Source organism: Acutalibacter muris, from assembly GCF_002201475.1.
Taxonomy (GTDB): domain Bacteria; phylum Bacillota; class Clostridia; order Oscillospirales; family Acutalibacteraceae; genus Acutalibacter; species Acutalibacter muris.
In genome coordinates this window covers 1,607,395-1,627,121 of the sequence record NZ_CP021422.1, presented here as the reverse complement: position 1 = coordinate 1,627,121, position 19,727 = coordinate 1,607,395, and the positions used below count along the sequence as shown (strand labels likewise).

The following is a 19,727-nucleotide window of genomic DNA, read 5'->3' as shown; positions in this document are numbered from 1 at the left end:
CGGCTAGCGGCCTGCCGCCCACTGAGAGTGTTCCTCGGGCGAGAGGTTATAACAGACTATCTCCGCTCCTTTTCCCTCCCTGCGTATGACCGAAATGCAGGTATTTTTCAACTGTGTCTTCCCGGTCCCTATCTCGTGCCGGGACAGCACAGCCAAGACGGCGTTTATCCACGCCCCATGGGACACCATGGCTATGCGGCTGTTCTCCCCGTGCTCACTGGCGCGCCTGTCCACCGCAGCCATAGCCCGGCCCGCCAGCGCCTGCCAGTGCTCCTTCCCGCTGGGCAGGCCCCTTGCCTCCCAGGCCACCCGCTGGTCCTTTGTCAAGCCCGAGAGCTTTCCATAGTCCCGCTCTGTCAGCGCGGGGTCCGGCGTGACGCCACACGGGTGGTATAGGGCGAGTTCCCCGGCGGTCTCAAGGGCCCGCTTAAGGGGACTGCTGTAGATCGCCGTGAACCCGGCTTCGCTTAAAGCCACGCCGCAGGCCATGGCCTGACGCTTTCCGTTACCGTTCAACGGGAGGTCCTCCCTGCCTTGAAGCTTTCCCTGGGCATTCCAGTCTGTTTCTCCGTGGCGCACCAAATATATTTCCACTGTCAGTTCTCCCCGCCATCCGGCGGCTGGGCCGGCTTTTTTCTTCCGTAGAAGAACTGATCCGCTACCACCACCAGCGCCCCGGCTATCACCACCAGGTAATAGGTGAAGAAGCGCCATACCATCACCGCCGCATAAAGGTCGTTATTCACAAAGTATGGCCGCAGGAAATTCGAGAAGCCTATCTCCTGTGCCCCTGAGGCCCCCGGCATGGGCATGAAGGAAACTGATAACTGGAGCAGGCTCTGGACTGCCACTATCTCCAGGTACCCTGCCTGATGGTAGCCAAAGGAACGAAACACAAAATAGAGTACGCTCATTTGTAGGAGGAACTGTGGTACTGACAGCAGTATCCCCCAGATAACGCTCTTTTTCTTCTCCTTAAAATCGTCTGTATAGCTGTCAAAATCCCTCTCAAACTTATCAATGGTCTCTACGGCGTGAAAGCGCTCCGACAGCTTCGGAAACCGCCCCGTCAGCCATTTTGCAAAGCGGCATATCACGCCCAGCACCGGCCGGAAAAACATGGAGCCGAAGAACAGAATGGAACCGCCGTTTATAGCCATGCCAAGATATATGAACGGCAGGAGCCCGGGGTTTTCCGCCGCGAGCTTCTCGTGCATGAATATCAAGGCAAACACCGAGCACAGCACAAAGGCGCACTGGAAACAAAAGAACTTCATTATCAGCACCGCCGTGGACAAGCCCACCGGCACGTTGTCCCGCTTGAGGTATGCCGCCTGCATGGGCTGGCCTCCGGTAGAGCTTGGAGTGATATAGGAGTAATAAATACCTATAAGCCCGATTTTCATACTTGAGCCCAGGGACATAGGTATGCCCTGGCTGTGCATCAGGAGCCGGATTATGCCTCCCTCAAAGAAAAAGTAGATAACAGTAACCACCACACCCGCAGTGAGGAAGCCAGGGGCCAGATGGGTTATGGTGTAGAATACGTTTCCGAATTCCCGGTTGAACACCCCGAACAGTATAACGGCTATAATGGTTGCAGCTATGTAGAGCATACCCCAGGGTATCTTTCTTTTTTTTACGGGCTTTGCTTCCTTCATCTATGGTGTCGTCCTCCGTTATGCGGTCATTTATCAAAAATATACGCGTAATTTTTCAGTTATAGGCCATTAGCGGATTAATTTTGCCGTGATCCGTGCGGTCCATCTTGTCAATGAACTTCACCGCCCTGCCCGCGCCGTTCACCACGCAGTTCTCAGGCTCCTCCCCCACCGCCACTGGTATCCTCGTCTTTTTGGACAGCAGCGTGGACAGGCCATACAGATTTGCAGAACCGCCGGTCAAATATATGCCGTCTGTAAAAATATCCGCCAGCAGCTCCGGCGCGGTCATTTCAAGGGTGGCCTGGACTATGCGCACAATGGAAATGGCCGGCTCTATCAGGGCCTCTATCATGTCGTCCGAGGTCATAACCGTGGTGCGCGGCAGGCCGTTCAGCGTATCCAGGCCTTTAAGTGTGTAGGAGGTAAGCTTCCGCCGGGGATAGGCGCAGCCTATGGCTATCTTTGCGTCCTCTGCCATGCGGTCGCCGATAACAAGGCCAAACTTCCGCCGGACGTACTTTATAATGGCGTCATTGAAATCCTTTCCGGCAATATGTACGGAGTTTGCAATGGCTATACCGTTGAGGGATATCACCGCCATATCGGTGGTGCCCTCACCCACGTCCACTATCATGCAGCCGTGGGGCGCGGCAATATCCACCCCGGCGCCGATGGCCGCGGCCACGGGTTCCTCGATAAGACAGACCTTGCGCACCCCGGCGGCGCTGATGGCGTCCACCACGGCCCGCTTCTCCACCCCGGTTATTCCGCAGGGGACGCTTACCACCACCCTGGGCATAAATACACGGCTGCGGCCTACCCGGCGAAGGTAGTAGGCAATAAGGTGCTCTGCAAGGGTCAGGTCGGAGATGACTCCGTTGCACAACGGCTTTGCCACCGTTATCCGTTCAGAGGTGCGGCCAAGCATACCATAGGCCTCCGTGCCGATGGCTATTATTTCCTCGGTCATATTGTCTACGGCAATGACAGCGGGCTCGTTCAAGACGATGCCCCTGCCCTCCTGATAGACCTTAAAGCGGGCGGTGCCCAGGTCTATGGCAATATCGTTACCCATTGTGAAAACCCATCCTCCACTTTTACGCGCAGCAGCCATATGCCCCCGGGGCCCGCTCTGCGGAAAGAAAGAAACTCTCCCTTTATCATACCACAATTTCTGCCGTAATGCAAGAGCAGACCTGTACTAAATATTGGGCCGGTATTTATATATTTCAAACAACAGCGAGCTGTTCTATCCGGCCCGGATAAATCAGCCCGCCTTGATCCCTTTTATCACTATATTCCGCTATTCCACCTCGGGTCCGGCGCTGACAATCACCGTGATGGTCTCGCCGTAATCCACCTCGTCGCCCGGCTCATGGTCCTTATAGCCGATGACATAGCCCAGCTCCACCTCGGTGCTGTAAACGTCCTCCTTGGCCGGGGCAAAGCCCTCGTCCCGAAGCCTTCCCTGCAATTCGGCGAAGCTTAACCCCTCATACTCCGGCAGCGGGCGTATCGCCTTGCCCTGGCTGACCGTCACAGAAACTGTGCCGCCGGGCTCCACCGTCTCGCCCTTTTCCGGGGTCTGGTCTATTATATAGCCTTCTTCTACCGTATCGTTATATTCCTTGCTCTTAACATTCAGCTTAAAGTTGAACTCCCCGCTCTTGGTGCGGTTCTCCCACTGGGTATAGCTCTGGCCCACCATATCCGGCACATCCACCGGCGTCTCGGCCGCGCTGCTGTCGAAAATCTCCCCCAAGTCGCCAAAGGACATACCCTGGTCCCCAAGCCAGGAGGAGGCTATCACAAACAGCACTATCAGGGTTGCCGCGCAGGATACTATCAGCCACATCACCGGCGGCATATAGAAGCGGCGGCGGGGCAGGTCCCGGGAGACCGGCGGCAGGCGGCGGATAGCGTCCGTCTCCTCCACCTCGTCCACCAGGGCCGGGGCGGAGTTCAGTTCTGTGCGGAAGGTCTCAAAGCTGCCGGTACGGTCGGCCTGCTTTATTTGGAGGGCGTTGGCTATCGCCGTCACCGCGAAGGGCGGCACGGTTTTCAGCGCGTCCTTGGATATCATAAGCCGTTGGTCGTGCAGCCGCTTTGTGGCCTCTCCGGGCAGCTGGCCGGAGATACAGAAAAGCATACACGCCCCCAGGGCGTACACGTCGCTGACCTCTCCGCAGGCGGCCTTGGCGCTGTACTGCTCGATGGCCGCGCAGCCCGGGTGCAGCTCCAGGTTCAGCAGGGACCCGGCCCTGTGCACCGCGTTGATGTGAAAGCCGGTTATCACCATATTGCCCTCCCGATCGACTCTAAGGGTCTCAGGCGAAAGGGCCAGATGGCTGACGCCCAGGGAGTTTATCAGACTTAGGGCCGTTATGACCGGGGTAAACAGGCGGCTGGTCTCGTTCCAGGTGAGCCGCCCGCCGGAATCCCGCACATAGCGGCGCAGGGACACGGTCCCCTCGTCGGCATAGACGGTATAGACGGTGCCGTTCTCCTCAACGATGTCCAGCACGGACTCCACCACAGTGACCTCCCGAAGGCGGCTGACGCTTTTCGACAGCTCAAGAAAATCCTGGCTGTACTGGCGGAAGGTCCGGGCGTGGTCCGGGCTTGGGACCACCGCGCCCAATTCATCTCTGCCGGCTATGGCCCGGGGGAAAAACTCCCGCAGCGCCACCACCTTCTGTGTGGTCCTGTCCAGGGCGCAGTAAGTAAAGCCCTCCCCGTTGGCAGCTCTGACGCGGCCCACTACATACCGGGAGGCGATCTCTGTCTCATAGGGAAGCGCCCCGTGGGGCTGTGGCTTCCCGTTGTCCCAGCCGCAGTTCAGGCATTGGCCGGTACCCATATCCGGGTGGTATTCGGAAAAACAATTCATACAGAGTCTCTCGGACATTTTCTTACCCCACTGCTCATTTTTCGGGCGGAAACGGCACACTCCGCCCAGAATATCATATTTCCATGTTATTTTAACATATTCCGCCACAAAATACAAGGGCCGTTTTTATCCACCTTTGAGACCGGATTTATCAGAATATCAGGAGGGCCGCCCCTCTCAGGACGGCCCTCCAAACGTATCAGCCTATTTCTGATTTGTACTCTTTCCATGGCACAGGGCGCTGTTGGGACACCCCGAGCAGCCGCAGCCACAGCCGCTCTCTCCCCGCTTTCGCCTGCGTATGCCACGGACTATGATCACGATGAACACAGCCGCGACTATGGCCCCGATGATAATAGTGGGCAGGTTTACCGCTGTGGTTAACGGCATATAATAACCCCCTTATTTCCCTGCGGCGGCCACCGCGCTCACCGCCAGATGATTGTCGTCGTATTTATTTTTGCGGGCCATTAGGTAGACAACAGCCGCCAACAGCACCGCCGCAAGCACTGTGCCAACCCCAAAGCCGCCCATAAAGGCGCTGCCTATCTGGTATACCACAAAGGAAGCGATATACGCAAATCCGCACATATAACCGATAGCTCCCAGTGTCCATTTCCAGTTGTTCATCTCCCGCTTGATAGCGCCCATGGCGGCAAAGCAGGGAGCACAGAGCAGGTTGAAGATCATGAAGCTGTAGGCCGCCAGGGGCGTATAGGCCAGGGCCACCTCTGCGCTCAGGTTCCCGGGGTACAGCACGCCGAAGGTGCTGACCACCTCCTCCTTTGCGATAAGGCCAGTAATGGTAGCCACCGTGGCCTGCCAGGTGCCGAAGCCCAGGGGGGCGAATATAAAGGCAATCGCGCCGCCAACAGCCGCCAGCAGAGAGGAGTTATTGTCCTCCACCATGCCAAAGGCGCCGTTCTCAAAGCCGAAGCCCTGGAGGAACCAGAGTATAATGCTGGAGGCCAGTATAATTGTCCCCGCGCGCTTGATGAAGGACCAGCCCCGCTCCCAGGTGGACCGAAGCACGTTCCCGGCGGCGGGCACGTGATAGGCTGGCAGTTCCATTACAAACGGAGCTGGGTCGCCGGAGAACATCTTTGTCTTCTTTAATATTATACCCGATATCACTATGGCGGCCACACCGATAAAGTATGCGGAAACGGTCACCAGTGTTTTCGACCAGGTGCTGCCGGCAAAGAGAGCTCCCGCGAACATGGCGATAATGGGCATCTTCGCGCCGCAGGGCACAAAGCAGGTGGTCATGACAGTCATACGCCGGTCCCGCTCGTTCTCGATGGTGCGGGAGGCCATTACCCCCGGCACGCCGCAGCCAGTGCCCACCAGCATGGGTATAAAGCTCTTGCCTGAAAGGCCGAACTTGCGGAAAATGCGGTCCATGATAAAGGCTATCCGGGCCATATATCCGATATCCTCAAGGAGGGACAGCAGCAGGAATAACACCAGCATCTGCGGCACAAAGCCCAGCACGGCCCCCACACCGCCTATTATACCATCGGCGATAAGCCCGGTCAACCATGGGGCGCAGCCAATTTCCTCCAGCCAGCCGCCCACGGCCCCGAAGCCCGGCACCCATACGCCGTAGCTGTGGGGGTCCGGCTCCTCCACGGTCTGGGCCTCAGCATAGAGGTCCGCGTCCAGGGCAACGGTCTCCGTCTCGCCGGTCTCGTCGTCATAGAGATATATCTCGCTGTCCCCGGCCTCGTAGCCCTCTATGATGGACGAGGCCTCCTCAAAGGCCCCGGCGGCCTCGTCATAGCCGTCCACGTCGGAGACAAAGGGCACCAGCCAGCCGTCGCCGAACAGGCCGTCATTGGCCCAGTCCGTAAGGGCCGTACCGATAGATACCCTCCAGCCGCCCATGGCTATGGCGTACACCAGGAACATCACCACCACGAAGATAGGCAGGGCCAGCACCCGGTTTGTCACCACACGGTCTATCTTGTCGGAGACGGACAGGCTGTGCTTAGCAGCCTTTTTCTTTACCGCCTTGTTCATAACGGTGTTGATGTAGCTGTACCGTTGATTGGTTATAATGCTCTCCGCGTCGTCGTCCAGTTCCTTCTCACACTCGGCGATGTGCTCCTCCAGGTGGGCTTTAAGCTCATTGCCTATGTTCAGCTCCTCAAGAACCTTCTCGTCCCGTTCGAATATCTTTATGGCGTACCAGCGCAGATAGTCTTCACTAACCATGTTGGAAACGGATTCCTCAATATGTGCGATGGCGTGCTCAACGCTGCCGGTAAACACATGTGGCAGCTCGCCGGCGCGCTTCTGTTTAGCCACCTCCACCGCACGCCGGGCCGCTTCTGTGCCGCCCTCGCCCTTCAAAGCGCTCATCTCCACAACCTCACAGCCCAGGGCTCCGCCCAGCTTCTTCAGGTCGATGGTATCGCCGTTTTTGCGCACCAGGTCTATCATGTTCACCGCCACCACTACCGGCAGGCCAAGCTCTATAAGCTGGGTGGTAAGGTACAAATTGCGCTCGATATTGGTGCCGTCCACTATGTTGAGGATGGCGTCAGGCCTCTCATTCACAAGGTAACTTCTTGCCACCACCTCTTCAAGGGTATAGGGCGACAGCGAATATATGCCCGGCAGGTCCTGAATAATTACATCCCTTTCCCCCTTCAAACGGCCCTCCTTCTTCTCCACCGTCACCCCGGGCCAGTTGCCCACATACTGACTGGAACCGGTCAGAGCGTTGAACAGCGTGGTCTTGCCGCAGTTTGGGTTGCCGGCAAGGGCTATTTTTATCTCCATTTCTTATCCCTCCTATTATTAGTTTGTGCCAACTATAGAGCAAAAGGTCATGCTATCTCTATCATTTCCGCATCAGCCTTGCGCAGGGAGAGCTCGTACCCCCGCACGGACAGCTCCATAGGGTCACCCAAGGGAGCCACCTTGCGCACCAAGACCTCTACTCCCTTGGTAATGCCCATGTCCATAATGCGCCGCTTTACAGCGCCCTCTCCGTGGAGCTTCACCACATGTACGGTGTCACCCACCCTTGCCTCCTTCAGCGTTCTCATTCCTAATCCCTCCATGATGTTAAATCTGTATTCGGTTCGCCATGGTCTTATCCAGCGCGATACGGCTTTCCTTCACCTGCAGTATCAGGTTCCCGGCAAGCTCGCTGACCACCGTCACCTGGCTGTCCACCACGAACCCCAGCTCCGCCAGATGCTGGCGCACCTCGTCCTTCCCGGTTATCCTGCGGATAGTCACCGTCTCGCCGGCCGCCGCCATAGTTAATGGCATCATTTTGCCTCCCTCCTGGTCCTCAATTTGTTAGACTTCCCTAACTCCGTTAATTAGTTTACACTAACTCCCCTCTTTTGTCAAGAGGGAAAAATAATTTTTACCAGCGGAAAACAAAAAAGGTTTCTGCTGGGGAGAAACCTTTTTTGTTTTCCGCATTTTCTCGCCTTGCTCCCGACTAAATTTGCATGGTCTGGTAGCGCTTTAGCATTATGTCGTTGCCAAAGCCGTAGGAACCGCAGAAACAGCCCGGTCTGTCCCATATCAAAGAGAAGTCTCCGCTCCCCGGTCTGGACATAAAGCGACAGGCCATGCTCACTGCCGAGGCGGCCGTCTATGGCGGTATCCTCCACTAAGGCTGTTGTCTGCATTTGATCGCCTCCCTATGTTTTTCTCCTTATATCACAAATCTGCTTGGAGTTTTCCTATACTTTTGCGAAGCAAAAGGCGAGCTCTTCGGGCGAGAGGGAAACTCCGAAGGTACCCTTTACGTACATTATATCACATCCCACCGTCAAAGAAAACGATATATCAAAATTTGTGAAAACTCTATGCCATAAAGATTAATATGCCAAAAGGGCAGGCCGTCCGGGCAAATTCATACATGGCCCCGCCTTGTACCAGAAAGCAGCTTCAAAACGGACAAGGACAGGGTATTTGCCAAGAGCTCCATAAACTTGTAGTCCGTAAAGAAGGCTATAAAATCCTTAAGCCACACAAACCCTTGCAGAAGAATATTTTCGACTGAAAATTCTTATCGTACAATCTGCTCGATTCCTTATCCTTAATATACTGAAATCCTTCATGACGCACAAATGATAATTTTTTATTGGACTGTCATATCTTTTGTACGCGATATACATATGAAACCTTTAAAGACCTCGGACAGTTAAAGATAGGCAACCAACAAAAACGCACCGTGCCCCCGCACAGTGCGTTTCTCCTCCGATATTGTGTTCAGCTCTACCGGCTCAACATACTGAGTTTTGGACAGTGCCGGCCAGCCAGGCCTTCAGGTTGCCGAATACGATCTCTGCCCGGCGCTCCAGAGCCTCTACCGTGGCGAAGGCCACATGGGGCGTCAGCAGGGCGTTGGGCGCTTTGACCAGGGGGTGGTCCTCGGGTATAGGCGGTTCGGCCTCGAACACGTCTATGCCGGCGCCCCTCAGCCTGCCGCTTTCCAGGGCCTCGGCAAGGGCATTGCTGTCAACTATCGGCCCCCTCGCGGTGTTTATGAGTATTGCCCCCGGCTTCATACGGCCGATAAGCTCCCGGCTTATCATGCCGCTTGTGGAGGTGTTCTGTGGCACATGCAGGGTGACGATATCGCTCTCCTCCATCAACTCCGGCAAGGATGTAAACCTCACCCCCAGGGTCTCCAGCTCCGGCTTTACCGTGCGGCTGTGGGCTATTACCTTCATGCCGAAGGCCAAGGCGATACGGATAACCGTTGCGCCTATTTTGCCGGTTCCCACCACGCCCAGGGTCTTGCCGAAAAGCTCCGTTCCCACAAGACCGTCCTTGGTTCCGGCTCTGCGCACCACTTGGTTGCAGGGCACAATATTCCTCGACAGCCCCAACATCAGCCCAAAGGCCAGCTCGGCCACCGCCACGTCCGAATAGCCCGAGGCGTTGGATACAGAGATGCCCCGCTCCTTACAGGCGGCGATATCAACATGGTCCACGCCTGTGAAGGCTATGTCAATATACTTTAAGTTTCCGCTGGCCCCGACCGCCTCTTTGGGGAAAGGCAGGTTCGCCACCATCACCGCGTCGGCCCCTTCGACCCTGGCGCAGAGCTCCGCTGTGTCCGCAGGCCGCGCGGCATATGATACGAACTCATGGCCCAAGCCGCGTATCTCTCCGGCATATTTTTCCAACAGCTCAGAGCTTATGCCCAGGGGCTCTACCAATACAATTTTCATACAAATTCCTCCTGATTATGGGTTCACAACGTTTACCGGCTTGCCGTTTAAGAACCCCCGAAGGTTCTCCACAGCAATATCCATCAGCCTTGCCCTGGACTCCTTGGCGGCCCAGGCGATATGGGGGGTGATAAGGCAGTTGGGCGCGCCCAGCAGCGGGTTGTCCGCTTTTATGGGCTCCACACTCACCACATCCAACGCCGCGCCGCCAAGTGTGCCGCTCTTTAACGCCTCTGCCACAGCCTCCTCGTCTATCAGCGGGCCGCGGGCAGTGTTCAGCAGAAATGCGCCGCGCTTCATCATCGCCAGCCGCCGGGCGTTTATCATGCGGGTATTCTCCGGGAAAAGCGGGCAATGCATAGACACCACGTCGGCCCGGCCTAGAAGCTCCTCTAGATCCACAAATTTGACGCCGGGCTCCGGCTCTTTGGGCGCGGGCTCCGTGTACGCCAAAAGTTCCATCCCAAAGGCCTTCGCAAGCCTGCCCACGGCCTGCCCTATGCGTCCATAGCCGATAAGGCCCATGGTCTTCCCTCCGAGCTCCATCAGCGGGTAGTTCCAGTAGCAGAAGTCCCGGCTTTTTGTCCAGTCTCCCCTGTGCACGCTGTCGCTGTGGGCGCCCACATGATGGCACAGCTCCAGAAGCAGCGCCATGGTGTACTGGGCCACCGCGGAGGTGCCGTAGGTAGGGATATTGGTAACGGCCACCGAATGAGCCTTTGCGGCCTTCACCTCCACCACGTTATAGCCGGTAGCCAGCACGCCTATATATTTAAGCTTCGTGCACCGGGCGATGGTCTCCCCGGTCAGGGGCGTCTTGTTGGTCAGGACTATCTCCGCCTCCTCCACCCGAGCCAGTATCTCCTCTGCCGGGGTATAGTCGTACACTGTAAGGTTTCCCTCTCCCACCAGCTCCTGAAAGCCCTGCCAGCTGAGGTCGCCGGGGTTCTCCGCGTAGCCGTCCAAAATAACTGTCTTCATGCTGCTCTCTCCTTTCGTTTTTATACCAGTCTCCATGCCTCGTCCAGAAAACGCTTGCACGAGGCCAGCACCACGTCCGGGTCCTCCTCCCTCCAGGGCTTCACCTCAAAGCTGAGCACCGGCGGGTTCTCCCTGTTGAGAAACCCCACCTCCAGCAGGGTGCGCAGGAACTGCACAAGCTCTGCCTGTCCGTTGGCGCTGCCGGGGAAGCCGAACCTGGGGTGCGCGTCCCCATAGGCCTCCAGGGCTGGGTCAGCTACAGCGTTGCCGATATGTACGTGGGTTATCAGGTCCCTTACAGGCAGGACGGACTCCTCTATCCCCTCGTGTATAAGCGGGAAGTGGGACAGGTCTATTAAAAGGCCGAAGTTATCGTATTCCTGGCGTATCTCCTTGGCAAACCGCTTTGCGTATGGGGTCGGCCCGATAAGGCTTTTCTTGTCCACGTCGTAGTCGAACACCTCCAGCTCCACCTGCATGTCCAGTTCCCTGGCCAGGCGGCATATCTCCTTAGTAGACTTTACCAGCGCCATATAGGACTGTTCCTTTGTCTCCTCCTCGTACCTGCCGCTTAAATAGGCTATCCCCTTGGCGCCCAGCTCCCGGGCCTCATAAAGGCCCTCCCTCAAGGAATCCAGGGCCCTAAGCCGGCCCTCCTCGTTGAGGTCGTTTATGTTGAGCCCCGTGGTCAGAAATCTTGGCTGCGCGCCGTAGCAGACGGTAAGGCCGCTCTCTTTAAGCAGCTCCGCCACCTTTGCGCGGACCGAAGCGTCCTTTATCCAGCTGCATTCTATGGCCGTAAAATAGGGATCTTTGGCCAGCTTTTTTATGGTCTCCAGCATTGGCCCCTCGCCCTTCATGATATCTGGATAGCTCATAAAGGCGATGGTTCCAAGCTTCATATAGGCATATATAGGTTCGTTCATACACTCATGTCCTCTCTTAATGATATCACAGAAATTATATCTCCTTAAGCAGCACCGCCGCGAACTCCTCCAGCCTGTCCAGGGAGACCTTGGTGCGCTCCTGTCCGGCCTCTGCGGTGAAGGCTCCCCCCGCAAGGACCCTGTCCACCTCCAGCCGCCCGGGAAGTTCCGCCCATAGTCCGGAAAGGCTTACCGGCTCCTCCACCGTCACGCCATGGTGGCCTGTAAGGTTCAGCAGCTGCAAAAGGAATCCGTCCCCTGACCTGTCCCAGAATGCCTCCACCTGGGGCGGCAGGTTTCCTCCTATCTGTAGAGTCTCCGGCGATACCTCTGAAAGTACCAGGCCCAGCATCTCCCGGTACTCCGAATAGCCCAGCCTGTGGTACAGTCCGCCTAGATCCCAGGGCAGCAGCACATGACCTCCCGGCGAGCGCAGCAGTCCACGGTCCTCTGTCAGCCTATGGCCGAAGCAGCGCTCCGGCGGACCGAACCATGCCCTCTCCACTCTAGGCAGTGTCCCGGGCCAGCCGGTATATCGGGCAAAGGAGCCGTCCAGCAATATCCATCCACGGCCCTCCAGAGGCTCCAGCCCGTTAGAGGGCTCCACCTGAAGGTAGGCGGAACGGTTCTCGGTAATCTCTCCTGTGCGGCACAGACCCAGCCGCTTTTGCATCTCACCGTCCATCTCGCCGGACCCCAGCAGGACCAGTTTTTTACTGGCGCTTTCGGCCGCCGCCAGAGCCTCCGGCAGCACCTCCCCAAGCTCCGGGGCCAGCACCGTGGTGTAACGCTCAAGGAGCGACGGCTCCGCCGCCGCCCTCGCGTCCAGAATACAGTCAAAGGGGAGGTGCAGCTCTTTAAGCGCCCGGAACACCCCCCGGTACGCGGGACTCTCCCGGCGTGAAAGGGGCAGGAGCACCGCGAGCTTCGCCAGGGAATCCAGCCGTCCGTATACCTCCTGGTGCTCAGCGTGGTATCTGAATACCTCCTTGGCGGCGGAGACGCTGTCCTGGTCCGGGTAGCCCTCGAACACGCCTATTATGCAGAAATCCAGTCCCGAGCCCTCCGCCATATTCTCATACAGCCGCAGCCTTGTAAGTGCCGGGGGCACGGCGGAGAACCGGTAGAACAGGTCCGCCGCATTTATCACACAGTTGCTGATAATTTTATTGTCCCAGCTTGAGCGCACCTTTGCCACGTTGGAGGAGGAGTTATACAGCCAGAAGGGCAGGGGCCTGTCCACGGCGCTGTTGCTCTCGTCCCGGATGATGTCCACGTCGCTGTGGTGATAGGTGCAGACCGCTATATCGTCGCCATAGCTCCTCACCAGCCTGTGGACGCGCCCCAGCAGCTCCTCCACCACCTGCTCCTGAAACGCCCGGTATTCCCTAAAGTCCGGCTCGCCGGGGTCCTCGGTCTTTGGAAGCTCCTTTCCGCCGCTGAACTCCGCAAAGCGCTTTTTGCAGCAGTCGCAGTGGCAGGGGCCGTAGTAATTCCCGCTGTAGTCCCAGGTAATGAAGCCGAACATATTGAAGAAGATGCCGTCCACCGGGTATCCTTGCAGCACCTCCCCGATTATCTCCAGTGCGCGCTCCTGCTGGTACTCGCCACAGACGCAGGTGGCCACCGTGTCGTTATAGGGCACGGCCCGGCCGTCCTCAGAGCGGTAGTACCACTCCGGGTGCCGGCGGAAGAAGCTCTGGTGGGTCTTGCTGAAGTCAAACCTGGCTATTACCCTTATGCCCTCTCTGTGGCATTTTTCTATTATCTCCCCAAGAAGGTCCCGGTCCTCAAGCCATGGGGACGTGCGCTGGAACTCAAGCCTTGTGGGATAAAAGGCGGATATCCCCCCGGCCCCCACCATCACCACGCTGCAGCAAAACTCCTTGAGCTCCGCTATAAGCTTATCCACGTCCATACCACCGTCTATGTCCCGCATATTGATCTGCACAAGGCGCAGATTATTTTCCCTCCACCATGCCATTACTCTGCCCCCCTCTTTGCCAGCGTTATCTTCACCATATCCCAGTAGGAAAGCCTGGGCACCTCGATAGTAAGCCGTTCACCCTCCTGCTTCCACAGAGGCTCCTCCCCGGACAGCTTGAGCTCTACCCCCTCCGCCCTGCTGCCTTTTGGCAGCCTGACGCTGAACTTTGCGCCGTGGTATTCTATGGTGTCCATCAGCGGGCGCTGGCCCACGCCGTTTAGCAGGTGGACAAGAATATCCCGCCCCTTCTCATAGCATAAGGCCTCCAGCCCGTTCACCGGCTTCATGTCAAAGGTCTGTTTTTCTCCCAGCATAAAGCGAACAAGGTTCCTCCCAAGGCGGCTGTGCTCTGCCAGTCTAAACTCGCCCATAAGCCTGCCCAGCATAAACGTCAGCGTCAGCGCCGCACCCTTCCCCTCCTGACGGTAAAGGCATAGGGGCAGCTCTGTGTGCTCCACCAGCATACTGGCCCGCTCCGGCGGCGCACCCACCGAATTCAGCGGAGCGAAGGGCGGCACCAGCGTGGCCAGGACCGCTGTTCCCGGCAAGGGCTTACAGTAAGCCGTCCGTCCTCTATGAGGCAATAGCGGCGTCTTTTGGAACTCCTCACCGCGCAGAGGAGCGCCCTCCGGCTCAAACTGCCAGTAACAGGCGGTAAGGGACTCGCTGGCGCTTATTGACTCTGAAATGCCCAGAAGCCCCGCCACAGGCGCCAGCTGCTCTCTGTCCGCGCCCTCAAAGATAAGCCTGCCGCCCTTACTGACATATTCCTCCAAAACCTTTGGCAGCCCGTTCTCCAGCGGGAAACCCTCCGGCACTATGACCAGGGGATATCCCGCCAGCCGCTCCCTGGTGGCCTGATACGGGGCCGCAAGGTCGAACTGCAGCTGGTTGTTCATCAGGATATCCGCCCAGCCCTCGGCGCTTTTGCCGCCGCCCCAGAGCAGCAGCGCGTCGGAGCGGGGACTTGCGCTGTCCATGTCCCCTTCTATCTTCGCTATCTTATGGTTCACCTCGGTCAGCGCCTTTAACAGCCTCTTATCGCTGATGGTGCCGCAAAAGCCAGTAATACTGTGCCAAATACTCCCGCCGCCGACGGCCACGCCGCTCATCCAGAACAGGTACTCGGCCGTGGGCAGGCCCGTATGCCGCCAGTCCATCCCCGGGCAGGAGTGGATTATGCCAAAGGGCGCGGGCCTGCCGGGAGCCGAGGACCCGAACTTCATGGAGAGCACCGGGTGCCATAGGGGCGGCAGGTCACGCCAACCCCTTGACAACACGTCCTGAGATTCGGTGCAGATCATGTCTGCGGTGGCGTAGCGCTCGTCAAGATTGTCCCTATGAAGATTATAATACAGTATCAGCGGCAGGTCAACACGCTCTGCCTTGACGGCTCTATATATCCCCTCCATATTGTCCCGCACACAGCGGCTGGCAAAGCCGGGCTCAAGGCCTCTGGCCTGCTTTATAGCGTAGGTGGTGTTCTGCTCCACGGCGGAGCTGTCCATGGGCAGCTCCTTGCCGTACAGCTCGCGGTATTTCCTCTTGCAGGCCTCGCAGCAGCAGTATTCATAATTGGGCGCGTTAAAAAATATGCCGTCGATGTCGTAACGATCTATGACCTCCTCCAGCACCGGCACAGCCACCTCATTATTCCTGTACCCGGCGTTTATACACGTCAGATACAGGTTGGACCAGGCCCCGGGCCGCATGGCACCGAACACCCGCGGAGACATATCCGGCTCGCGCACAAACCATTCGGGGTGGTTCTGATAGGCCAGGTCGTCGGCCTTGCTAAAATCGAACCGGGCCACCAGCTTTACGCCGTGCCTGTGGCACGCGTCGATAAGCTCCTTCAGAAGATCCCTCCCCTTTGGCAGCCACTCGTTAATATGGTGATATTTCACCCGGCTCTCATACCAGGCGTATATGCCCCCCACATTGGTGACCAGCACATTGCCGCCCATCTCCACGATTTCACAGGCGATCTTCTCCGGGTCCATCTTTGGTGTGTCCATCACCTGAAGGTTGGTCTGGAGGACACGAAGGGGTCCGTGCCACCAGTATTTTTTCTCTGTCACTATACTCCACTCCTTTTATTACGGTATCGCCTCATTCCACCACCAGCAGCTCGTGGTCCTCTATCCGCTCTATCACTATTTCAATTCTGCCGCCCTTCACCGTGACACCGGGTCTGCCGCCGGACACCCGCAGTTCTGCCCTATAGTCGTCTCCGCTGCTCTTGACAGGCAGCGAGACCTTTATGGGCCCTATGGGGGCCGCCCCCTCGCAGTAGCCGGGGTTTATGGAGCAGTCCGTCAGGTTCACAAGGTGAAGCACCCTTCTGTCCCCCTGGCGGTAGATGGTGCAGTCCAGCCTTCCGGGCCCGGAGATATTCACCGGCAGGCTCTCCCCTGCGGCATATCGCACGCCGCTTAGCAGGAGCTCCCTATGGTCCGGCAGGTGCTCCCTTCCGAAGCAGCGGTCGACGTCCGCGGCAAAGTACACCACCCTGCCGCCGCTGTCCAGGGTCCCTGCGAAGATCGTGCCCAGCTCCGGGCGCTCCTCACGTATCCAGCTGAACTCCGGCGGGTATATGGGGAAGGCCGGTATGTACCCCGCTATGGGCTTTAGCGGCCCCGTGCTCTCCGCCCTATAGAAGCCTCCGCCAAAGGCCAGGATATCCGTCTTCTCAAAGCCCTTAAGGATCTGGTGCCGGTCCTTTGGCAGGAGCAGATAATTGTGCATATCGTAATACTCCCAGCTGGCGGTCTGATCCCCGGAGGCCCCGAAGAACTCCTCGCCAAGCTTCAGGCCCAGCCTGTTCAGCAGCCTATTATCCCGCCGCTTGTTCCCGTCCTCGTCCAGGGAGCCGGTCTGCCCGGTCAGCACCAGATTTCCGCCCCGGTCCAGGAAACTGCATATCTCCTCCGTCTGATTGTCCGTCAGCACCGCTATGTCCGGCAGGATAAGGGTCGCTATCCTGTCCTTATATCGCCCGATATCGCCGGCATGTACCGGCAGGAAGGGTATCCGGCCCGAAGAAAGGGCCCGGCAGAATCCGCTTAGGGGATACGAGCAGCGCTCATCTATATTGTCCCGGCCATAGAAGTCATGGTTTTGCTGGCTCCACACCACCGCCACATTGGCAATGTTCTCCCTGCCGTACAGATACTCCTCGTTTTCCTTGTGCCACTGGAACATGGGCACAGGGGTATCAAACTGCCGCCTGTCCCGCCGGCCGCCGCCGACATGGTGGAACCACGGCGTTATGCCCCCAGCTATCCCCTCTGCTATCCAGGTACGGGTCTCGGCGGCGGGGTTTGCCGCCAGACGGAAGGCCCTATGGCCCCGGACATAGTTTGCCATGCTCTCCGGCACCTCCACGTCCTCCGAGGGAGAGGCAAGCTTGAAGAGCATACCGTTAAGGGAATTCTGCTCAAAACCGCTTATGACCTCCCTTGACTGGTGGTCGCTGAATATCACCTTCGAGCGGGCGCAAAGGGCCTTCAGGTCCGCAAAGCCCTGGCAGGACCCGGCTACGTCGGCGTTTAGCATTCCAAGCCATAGGCAGTCCTCGCCGCCGTATTTCCTTGTGGTCTCGTTGAAAAGATCCCAGTTCTCCGTGCGCAGGCCATAGCTCCACCGGACCCACTTACGGTATACCGGGTCGTTCCAGTCCACCTTCTCCGGCAGCCCCTCGTTGCAGTCCTCCCTAAAGCGCCTGCGGCAGTTGTCGCAGTAGCATATGGTATTGCGCCCCAAGCCCTTCCAGCTGTTGTCGGAAAAGCCGTCCGGGTGATAGCGCTCGATTATCTCCCGCAATACGCTTGGTATATACTCCTTATAGTAGCCGCTGTTCACGCAGGAGAAATACCGTCCCTGGGACATAATGGGCAAACCGTCCTTATGGCGGCAGAACCAAGAGGGATGGGCCTCGAAGAACTCCTGGGTGGCCCGGTTTATGTCCATGCGCGCCACCACCGCCAGCCCCGCTTCTCTGGCGGCCTTATTGAACTCGCCGTAGTAGTCACGTCCTTCCAACAGCGCGGCCCGGTACTGCAGACCGAACCTGCTAGGGTAATAGGCCACGATCCCGCCGCAGTTTATGATGACCCCCTGCACGGCGGTGCGCCTCCACTGCTCCCTCCAGAACTCCAGGTCGCAGTTTTTCGGGTCCTCCTCGGTCAGATTGGTCTGTCCCCAGCGGCGCACACGCCTGTACCAGGGGAGATTATGCTCCGTCATGGTCCTTCGCTCCTTTATAAAATATTTATTGTATATTTAATATATTGAGGGGGGAACCCAGCTGCTGCCCGGCTCCCCTCTCCTTTCACGTCACAGCCCATAAGCCAGGGCTCTGTGCTCTTATTTTATTTTTTGGAATCAAAGTATTCCTGCCACATGGCCACATACTCCTCGGTACGAAGGCGCTTGCAGTTTTCCAGGTGCTCGTTCCACTGGGCCTCGGTCAGGCCGTTTACCACCGAGGTGGCCACGAACTTGCTCATATAGTTGTCTATATCGGTGAGCAGCAGATTGCGGGCCGCAGTCTTTTCGGGGTCATACAGGCCCTTGGGCATCATGGTAACACAGTAGGGCAGTATGCGCTCCGCCGCCTCGCGCTTCTTGGCGTTGCGCGGGTCGGCCACCTCCAGGTCGGCGTACTTCTTCCAGATATAGTTGGGGCTGTTCACGCTGCCGCAGATGGTGCGCTTGAAGTAGGTAAGGTTAGTGCCCTCGGGCACGAACTCCTGGGTCTGGGTCCAGTGGCCCTCGTCGTCGGTGTACTTCCACAGCCCCGCTCCCTCGGGTCCCCACTGCCACTCCATGATGGTGGTCTCGTCCTTCATGCAGTAGTCATAGTAGCGGATAAGCACCTCGGGGTCCTCGCAGGCAGTGGTAACGCAGTAGCCAAAGGTTGCGGTGGGCTGCTTGCCGCCGTACCAGAGCTGGTCGCCTTTTGGACCCTTCAGTGGGTCGAGAACGATGTAGTCGGCGTACTTTGTGTCCATGGAGTCGGGTATCCAGTAGATAAGCGAGCCCATGAGCACGTCCTCGTTCTGGGCCTTGGCGTTCTGCTCGTCGTTGGTCATGGTGAAGGTGTCATTGTCCAGCAGCTTCTCGTCATAAAGCATATGCAGCCAGTTCAGCGCGTCGAACAGGCCGGGCTCCGTGCCGCCGAAGGTGACGGTCTCCCCGTCCAGAGAATACACATAGTCGCTGGGCAGCACCACGCCGAAGGCGCCGAGTATAGCGCTGAGGTTATGGGCATAGTCGTTGGCCTGGCGAGCCTGGAAGGGTATCTCGTCGTTGGGGTCGCCGTTGCCATTCATGTCGTTGTCGCGGAAGTATCTGAGCACCTCCACAAATTCGTCGGTGGTGGTGGGCGCCTTCATATTCGCCTTTTCCAGCCACTCGGGGTTCATCCACAGCATATTGTCGACCCGGTTGGAGGGGTTGTCCTTGTTTGTGGGGAACACGTATATCTTGCCGTCGGGGGCGGTAAGCGCCGTCTTCAGCACGGTATCCGTGTCCAGCATCTCCTTGACCGCAGGGGCTATCTCGTCCACATAGTCCCCTATGGGCACAAACAGTTCCAGATTGGACATGATGTCCACCTCAGCGCCGCAGAAGGCGTCTGGCAGGTTATCGCCGGCTATCATGATATTCACCTGCTCCTTCCAGGAGTCGGAGGGAATATCCAGCCACTCGATGTCCACGTTGGTGGCGGCGTTGGTCTCCTGCACGCACTGCTTGTCCGCAAAGCCGTTCTGGGAGTTGGGGTCCTTGTTGACGGCCACACGGTAGGTCTTCTTTTCCTTTAGGATCTTGTCTCCGGACTTGTAGATGTTGCCGCGGATAAGGTCCGCGGCCTCGCCGCCGTCCTCCGTCACACTGGAGGAATCAACGGATACCTCGGACGAGCTGCTGCTCGGCTGTTCGCTGGGCTCTGCGCTGGAATTTTCTTTTCCGCCGCAACCCGCGAAGGTCCCTGTTATCAGCAGCAGAGCGAGCGCCGCCGCCAACATTCCTTTAAGCTTTTTGTTCATTTTTTTACCTCCTGAT

General features: G+C 57.7%; 16 protein-coding genes. All 16 read right to left on the bottom strand.

Features of this window, described 5'->3' with window-relative positions; genetic code table 11:
• Nucleotides 1-3 precede the first annotated feature (3 nt).
• Nucleotides 4-594, bottom strand: coding sequence for a histidine phosphatase family protein (locus tag ADH66_RS08250; protein WP_157767200.1), 591 nt, complete (start codon nucleotides 592-594; stop codon nucleotides 4-6).
• A 2-nt stretch (nucleotides 595-596) separates the two neighbouring features.
• Complete coding sequence (locus tag ADH66_RS08245) at nucleotides 597-1,661, bottom strand: lysylphosphatidylglycerol synthase transmembrane domain-containing protein (RefSeq protein WP_066533606.1); 1,065 nt, start codon at nucleotides 1,659-1,661, stop codon at nucleotides 597-599.
• Nucleotides 1,662-1,716: 55 nt separating this feature from the next.
• Nucleotides 1,717-2,739: a rod shape-determining protein gene (mreB, locus tag ADH66_RS08240; protein WP_088364406.1), complete on the bottom strand. Its 1,023-nt coding sequence runs from the start codon at nucleotides 2,737-2,739 to the stop codon at nucleotides 1,717-1,719.
• 228 nt (nucleotides 2,740-2,967) lie between these two features.
• The gene (locus ADH66_RS08235) at nucleotides 2,968-4,554 is read right to left on the bottom strand and encodes a PASTA domain-containing protein (protein ID WP_162288747.1); all 1,587 of its coding nucleotides are present in this window, start codon (nucleotides 4,552-4,554) and stop codon (nucleotides 2,968-2,970) included.
• 204 nt (nucleotides 4,555-4,758) lie between these two features.
• Nucleotides 4,759-4,944: a FeoB-associated Cys-rich membrane protein gene (locus ADH66_RS08230; protein ID WP_066533611.1), complete on the bottom strand. Its 186-nt coding sequence runs from the start codon at nucleotides 4,942-4,944 to the stop codon at nucleotides 4,759-4,761.
• Nucleotides 4,945-4,956: 12 nt separating this feature from the next.
• Nucleotides 4,957-7,341, bottom strand: coding sequence for a ferrous iron transport protein B (gene feoB / locus ADH66_RS08225; RefSeq protein WP_066533612.1), 2,385 nt, complete (start codon nucleotides 7,339-7,341; stop codon nucleotides 4,957-4,959).
• Nucleotides 7,342-7,388: 47 nt separating this feature from the next.
• Nucleotides 7,389-7,610: a FeoA family protein gene (locus ADH66_RS08220; RefSeq protein WP_066533614.1), complete on the bottom strand. Its 222-nt coding sequence runs from the start codon at nucleotides 7,608-7,610 to the stop codon at nucleotides 7,389-7,391.
• 19 nt (nucleotides 7,611-7,629) lie between these two features.
• Complete coding sequence (locus tag ADH66_RS08215; RefSeq protein ID WP_066533615.1) at nucleotides 7,630-7,842, bottom strand: FeoA family protein; 213 nt, start codon at nucleotides 7,840-7,842, stop codon at nucleotides 7,630-7,632.
• 77 nt (nucleotides 7,843-7,919) lie between these two features.
• On the bottom strand, nucleotides 7,920-8,210 hold the full coding sequence (locus ADH66_RS08210; protein WP_066533616.1) for a hypothetical protein: 291 nt from the start codon (nucleotides 8,208-8,210) through the stop codon (nucleotides 7,920-7,922).
• A 600-nt stretch (nucleotides 8,211-8,810) separates the two neighbouring features.
• Nucleotides 8,811-9,764 carry a 2-hydroxyacid dehydrogenase gene (locus tag ADH66_RS08205; protein ID WP_066533619.1) on the bottom strand — a complete coding sequence of 318 codons (954 nt, stop codon included), beginning with the start codon at nucleotides 9,762-9,764 and terminating at the stop codon, nucleotides 8,811-8,813.
• Between the two features lie 15 nt (nucleotides 9,765-9,779).
• Nucleotides 9,780-10,745, bottom strand: coding sequence for a D-2-hydroxyacid dehydrogenase (locus tag ADH66_RS08200; RefSeq protein ID WP_066533620.1), 966 nt, complete (start codon nucleotides 10,743-10,745; stop codon nucleotides 9,780-9,782).
• 20 nt (nucleotides 10,746-10,765) lie between these two features.
• A complete protein-coding gene (locus ADH66_RS08195) occupies nucleotides 10,766-11,671 on the bottom strand; it encodes a sugar phosphate isomerase/epimerase family protein (protein WP_066533621.1) in 906 nt (301 codons plus the stop codon).
• 34 nt (nucleotides 11,672-11,705) lie between these two features.
• Nucleotides 11,706-13,655, bottom strand: coding sequence for a family 10 glycosylhydrolase (locus ADH66_RS08190; RefSeq protein ID WP_066533624.1), 1,950 nt, complete (start codon nucleotides 13,653-13,655; stop codon nucleotides 11,706-11,708).
• Complete coding sequence (locus tag ADH66_RS08185; RefSeq protein WP_201448072.1) at nucleotides 13,655-15,739, bottom strand: family 10 glycosylhydrolase; 2,085 nt, start codon at nucleotides 15,737-15,739, stop codon at nucleotides 13,655-13,657. Before ADH66_RS08185 ends, ADH66_RS08190 begins: the two co-directional genes overlap by 1 nt.
• A 31-nt stretch (nucleotides 15,740-15,770) precedes the next feature.
• Complete coding sequence (locus ADH66_RS08180; protein ID WP_066533626.1) at nucleotides 15,771-17,906, bottom strand: alpha-amylase family protein; 2,136 nt, start codon at nucleotides 17,904-17,906, stop codon at nucleotides 15,771-15,773.
• A 125-nt stretch (nucleotides 17,907-18,031) separates the two neighbouring features.
• Nucleotides 18,032-19,711 carry an extracellular solute-binding protein gene (locus tag ADH66_RS08175; RefSeq protein ID WP_066533628.1) on the bottom strand — a complete coding sequence of 560 codons (1,680 nt, stop codon included), beginning with the start codon at nucleotides 19,709-19,711 and terminating at the stop codon, nucleotides 18,032-18,034.
• Between the last annotated feature and the right edge of the window lie 16 nt (nucleotides 19,712-19,727).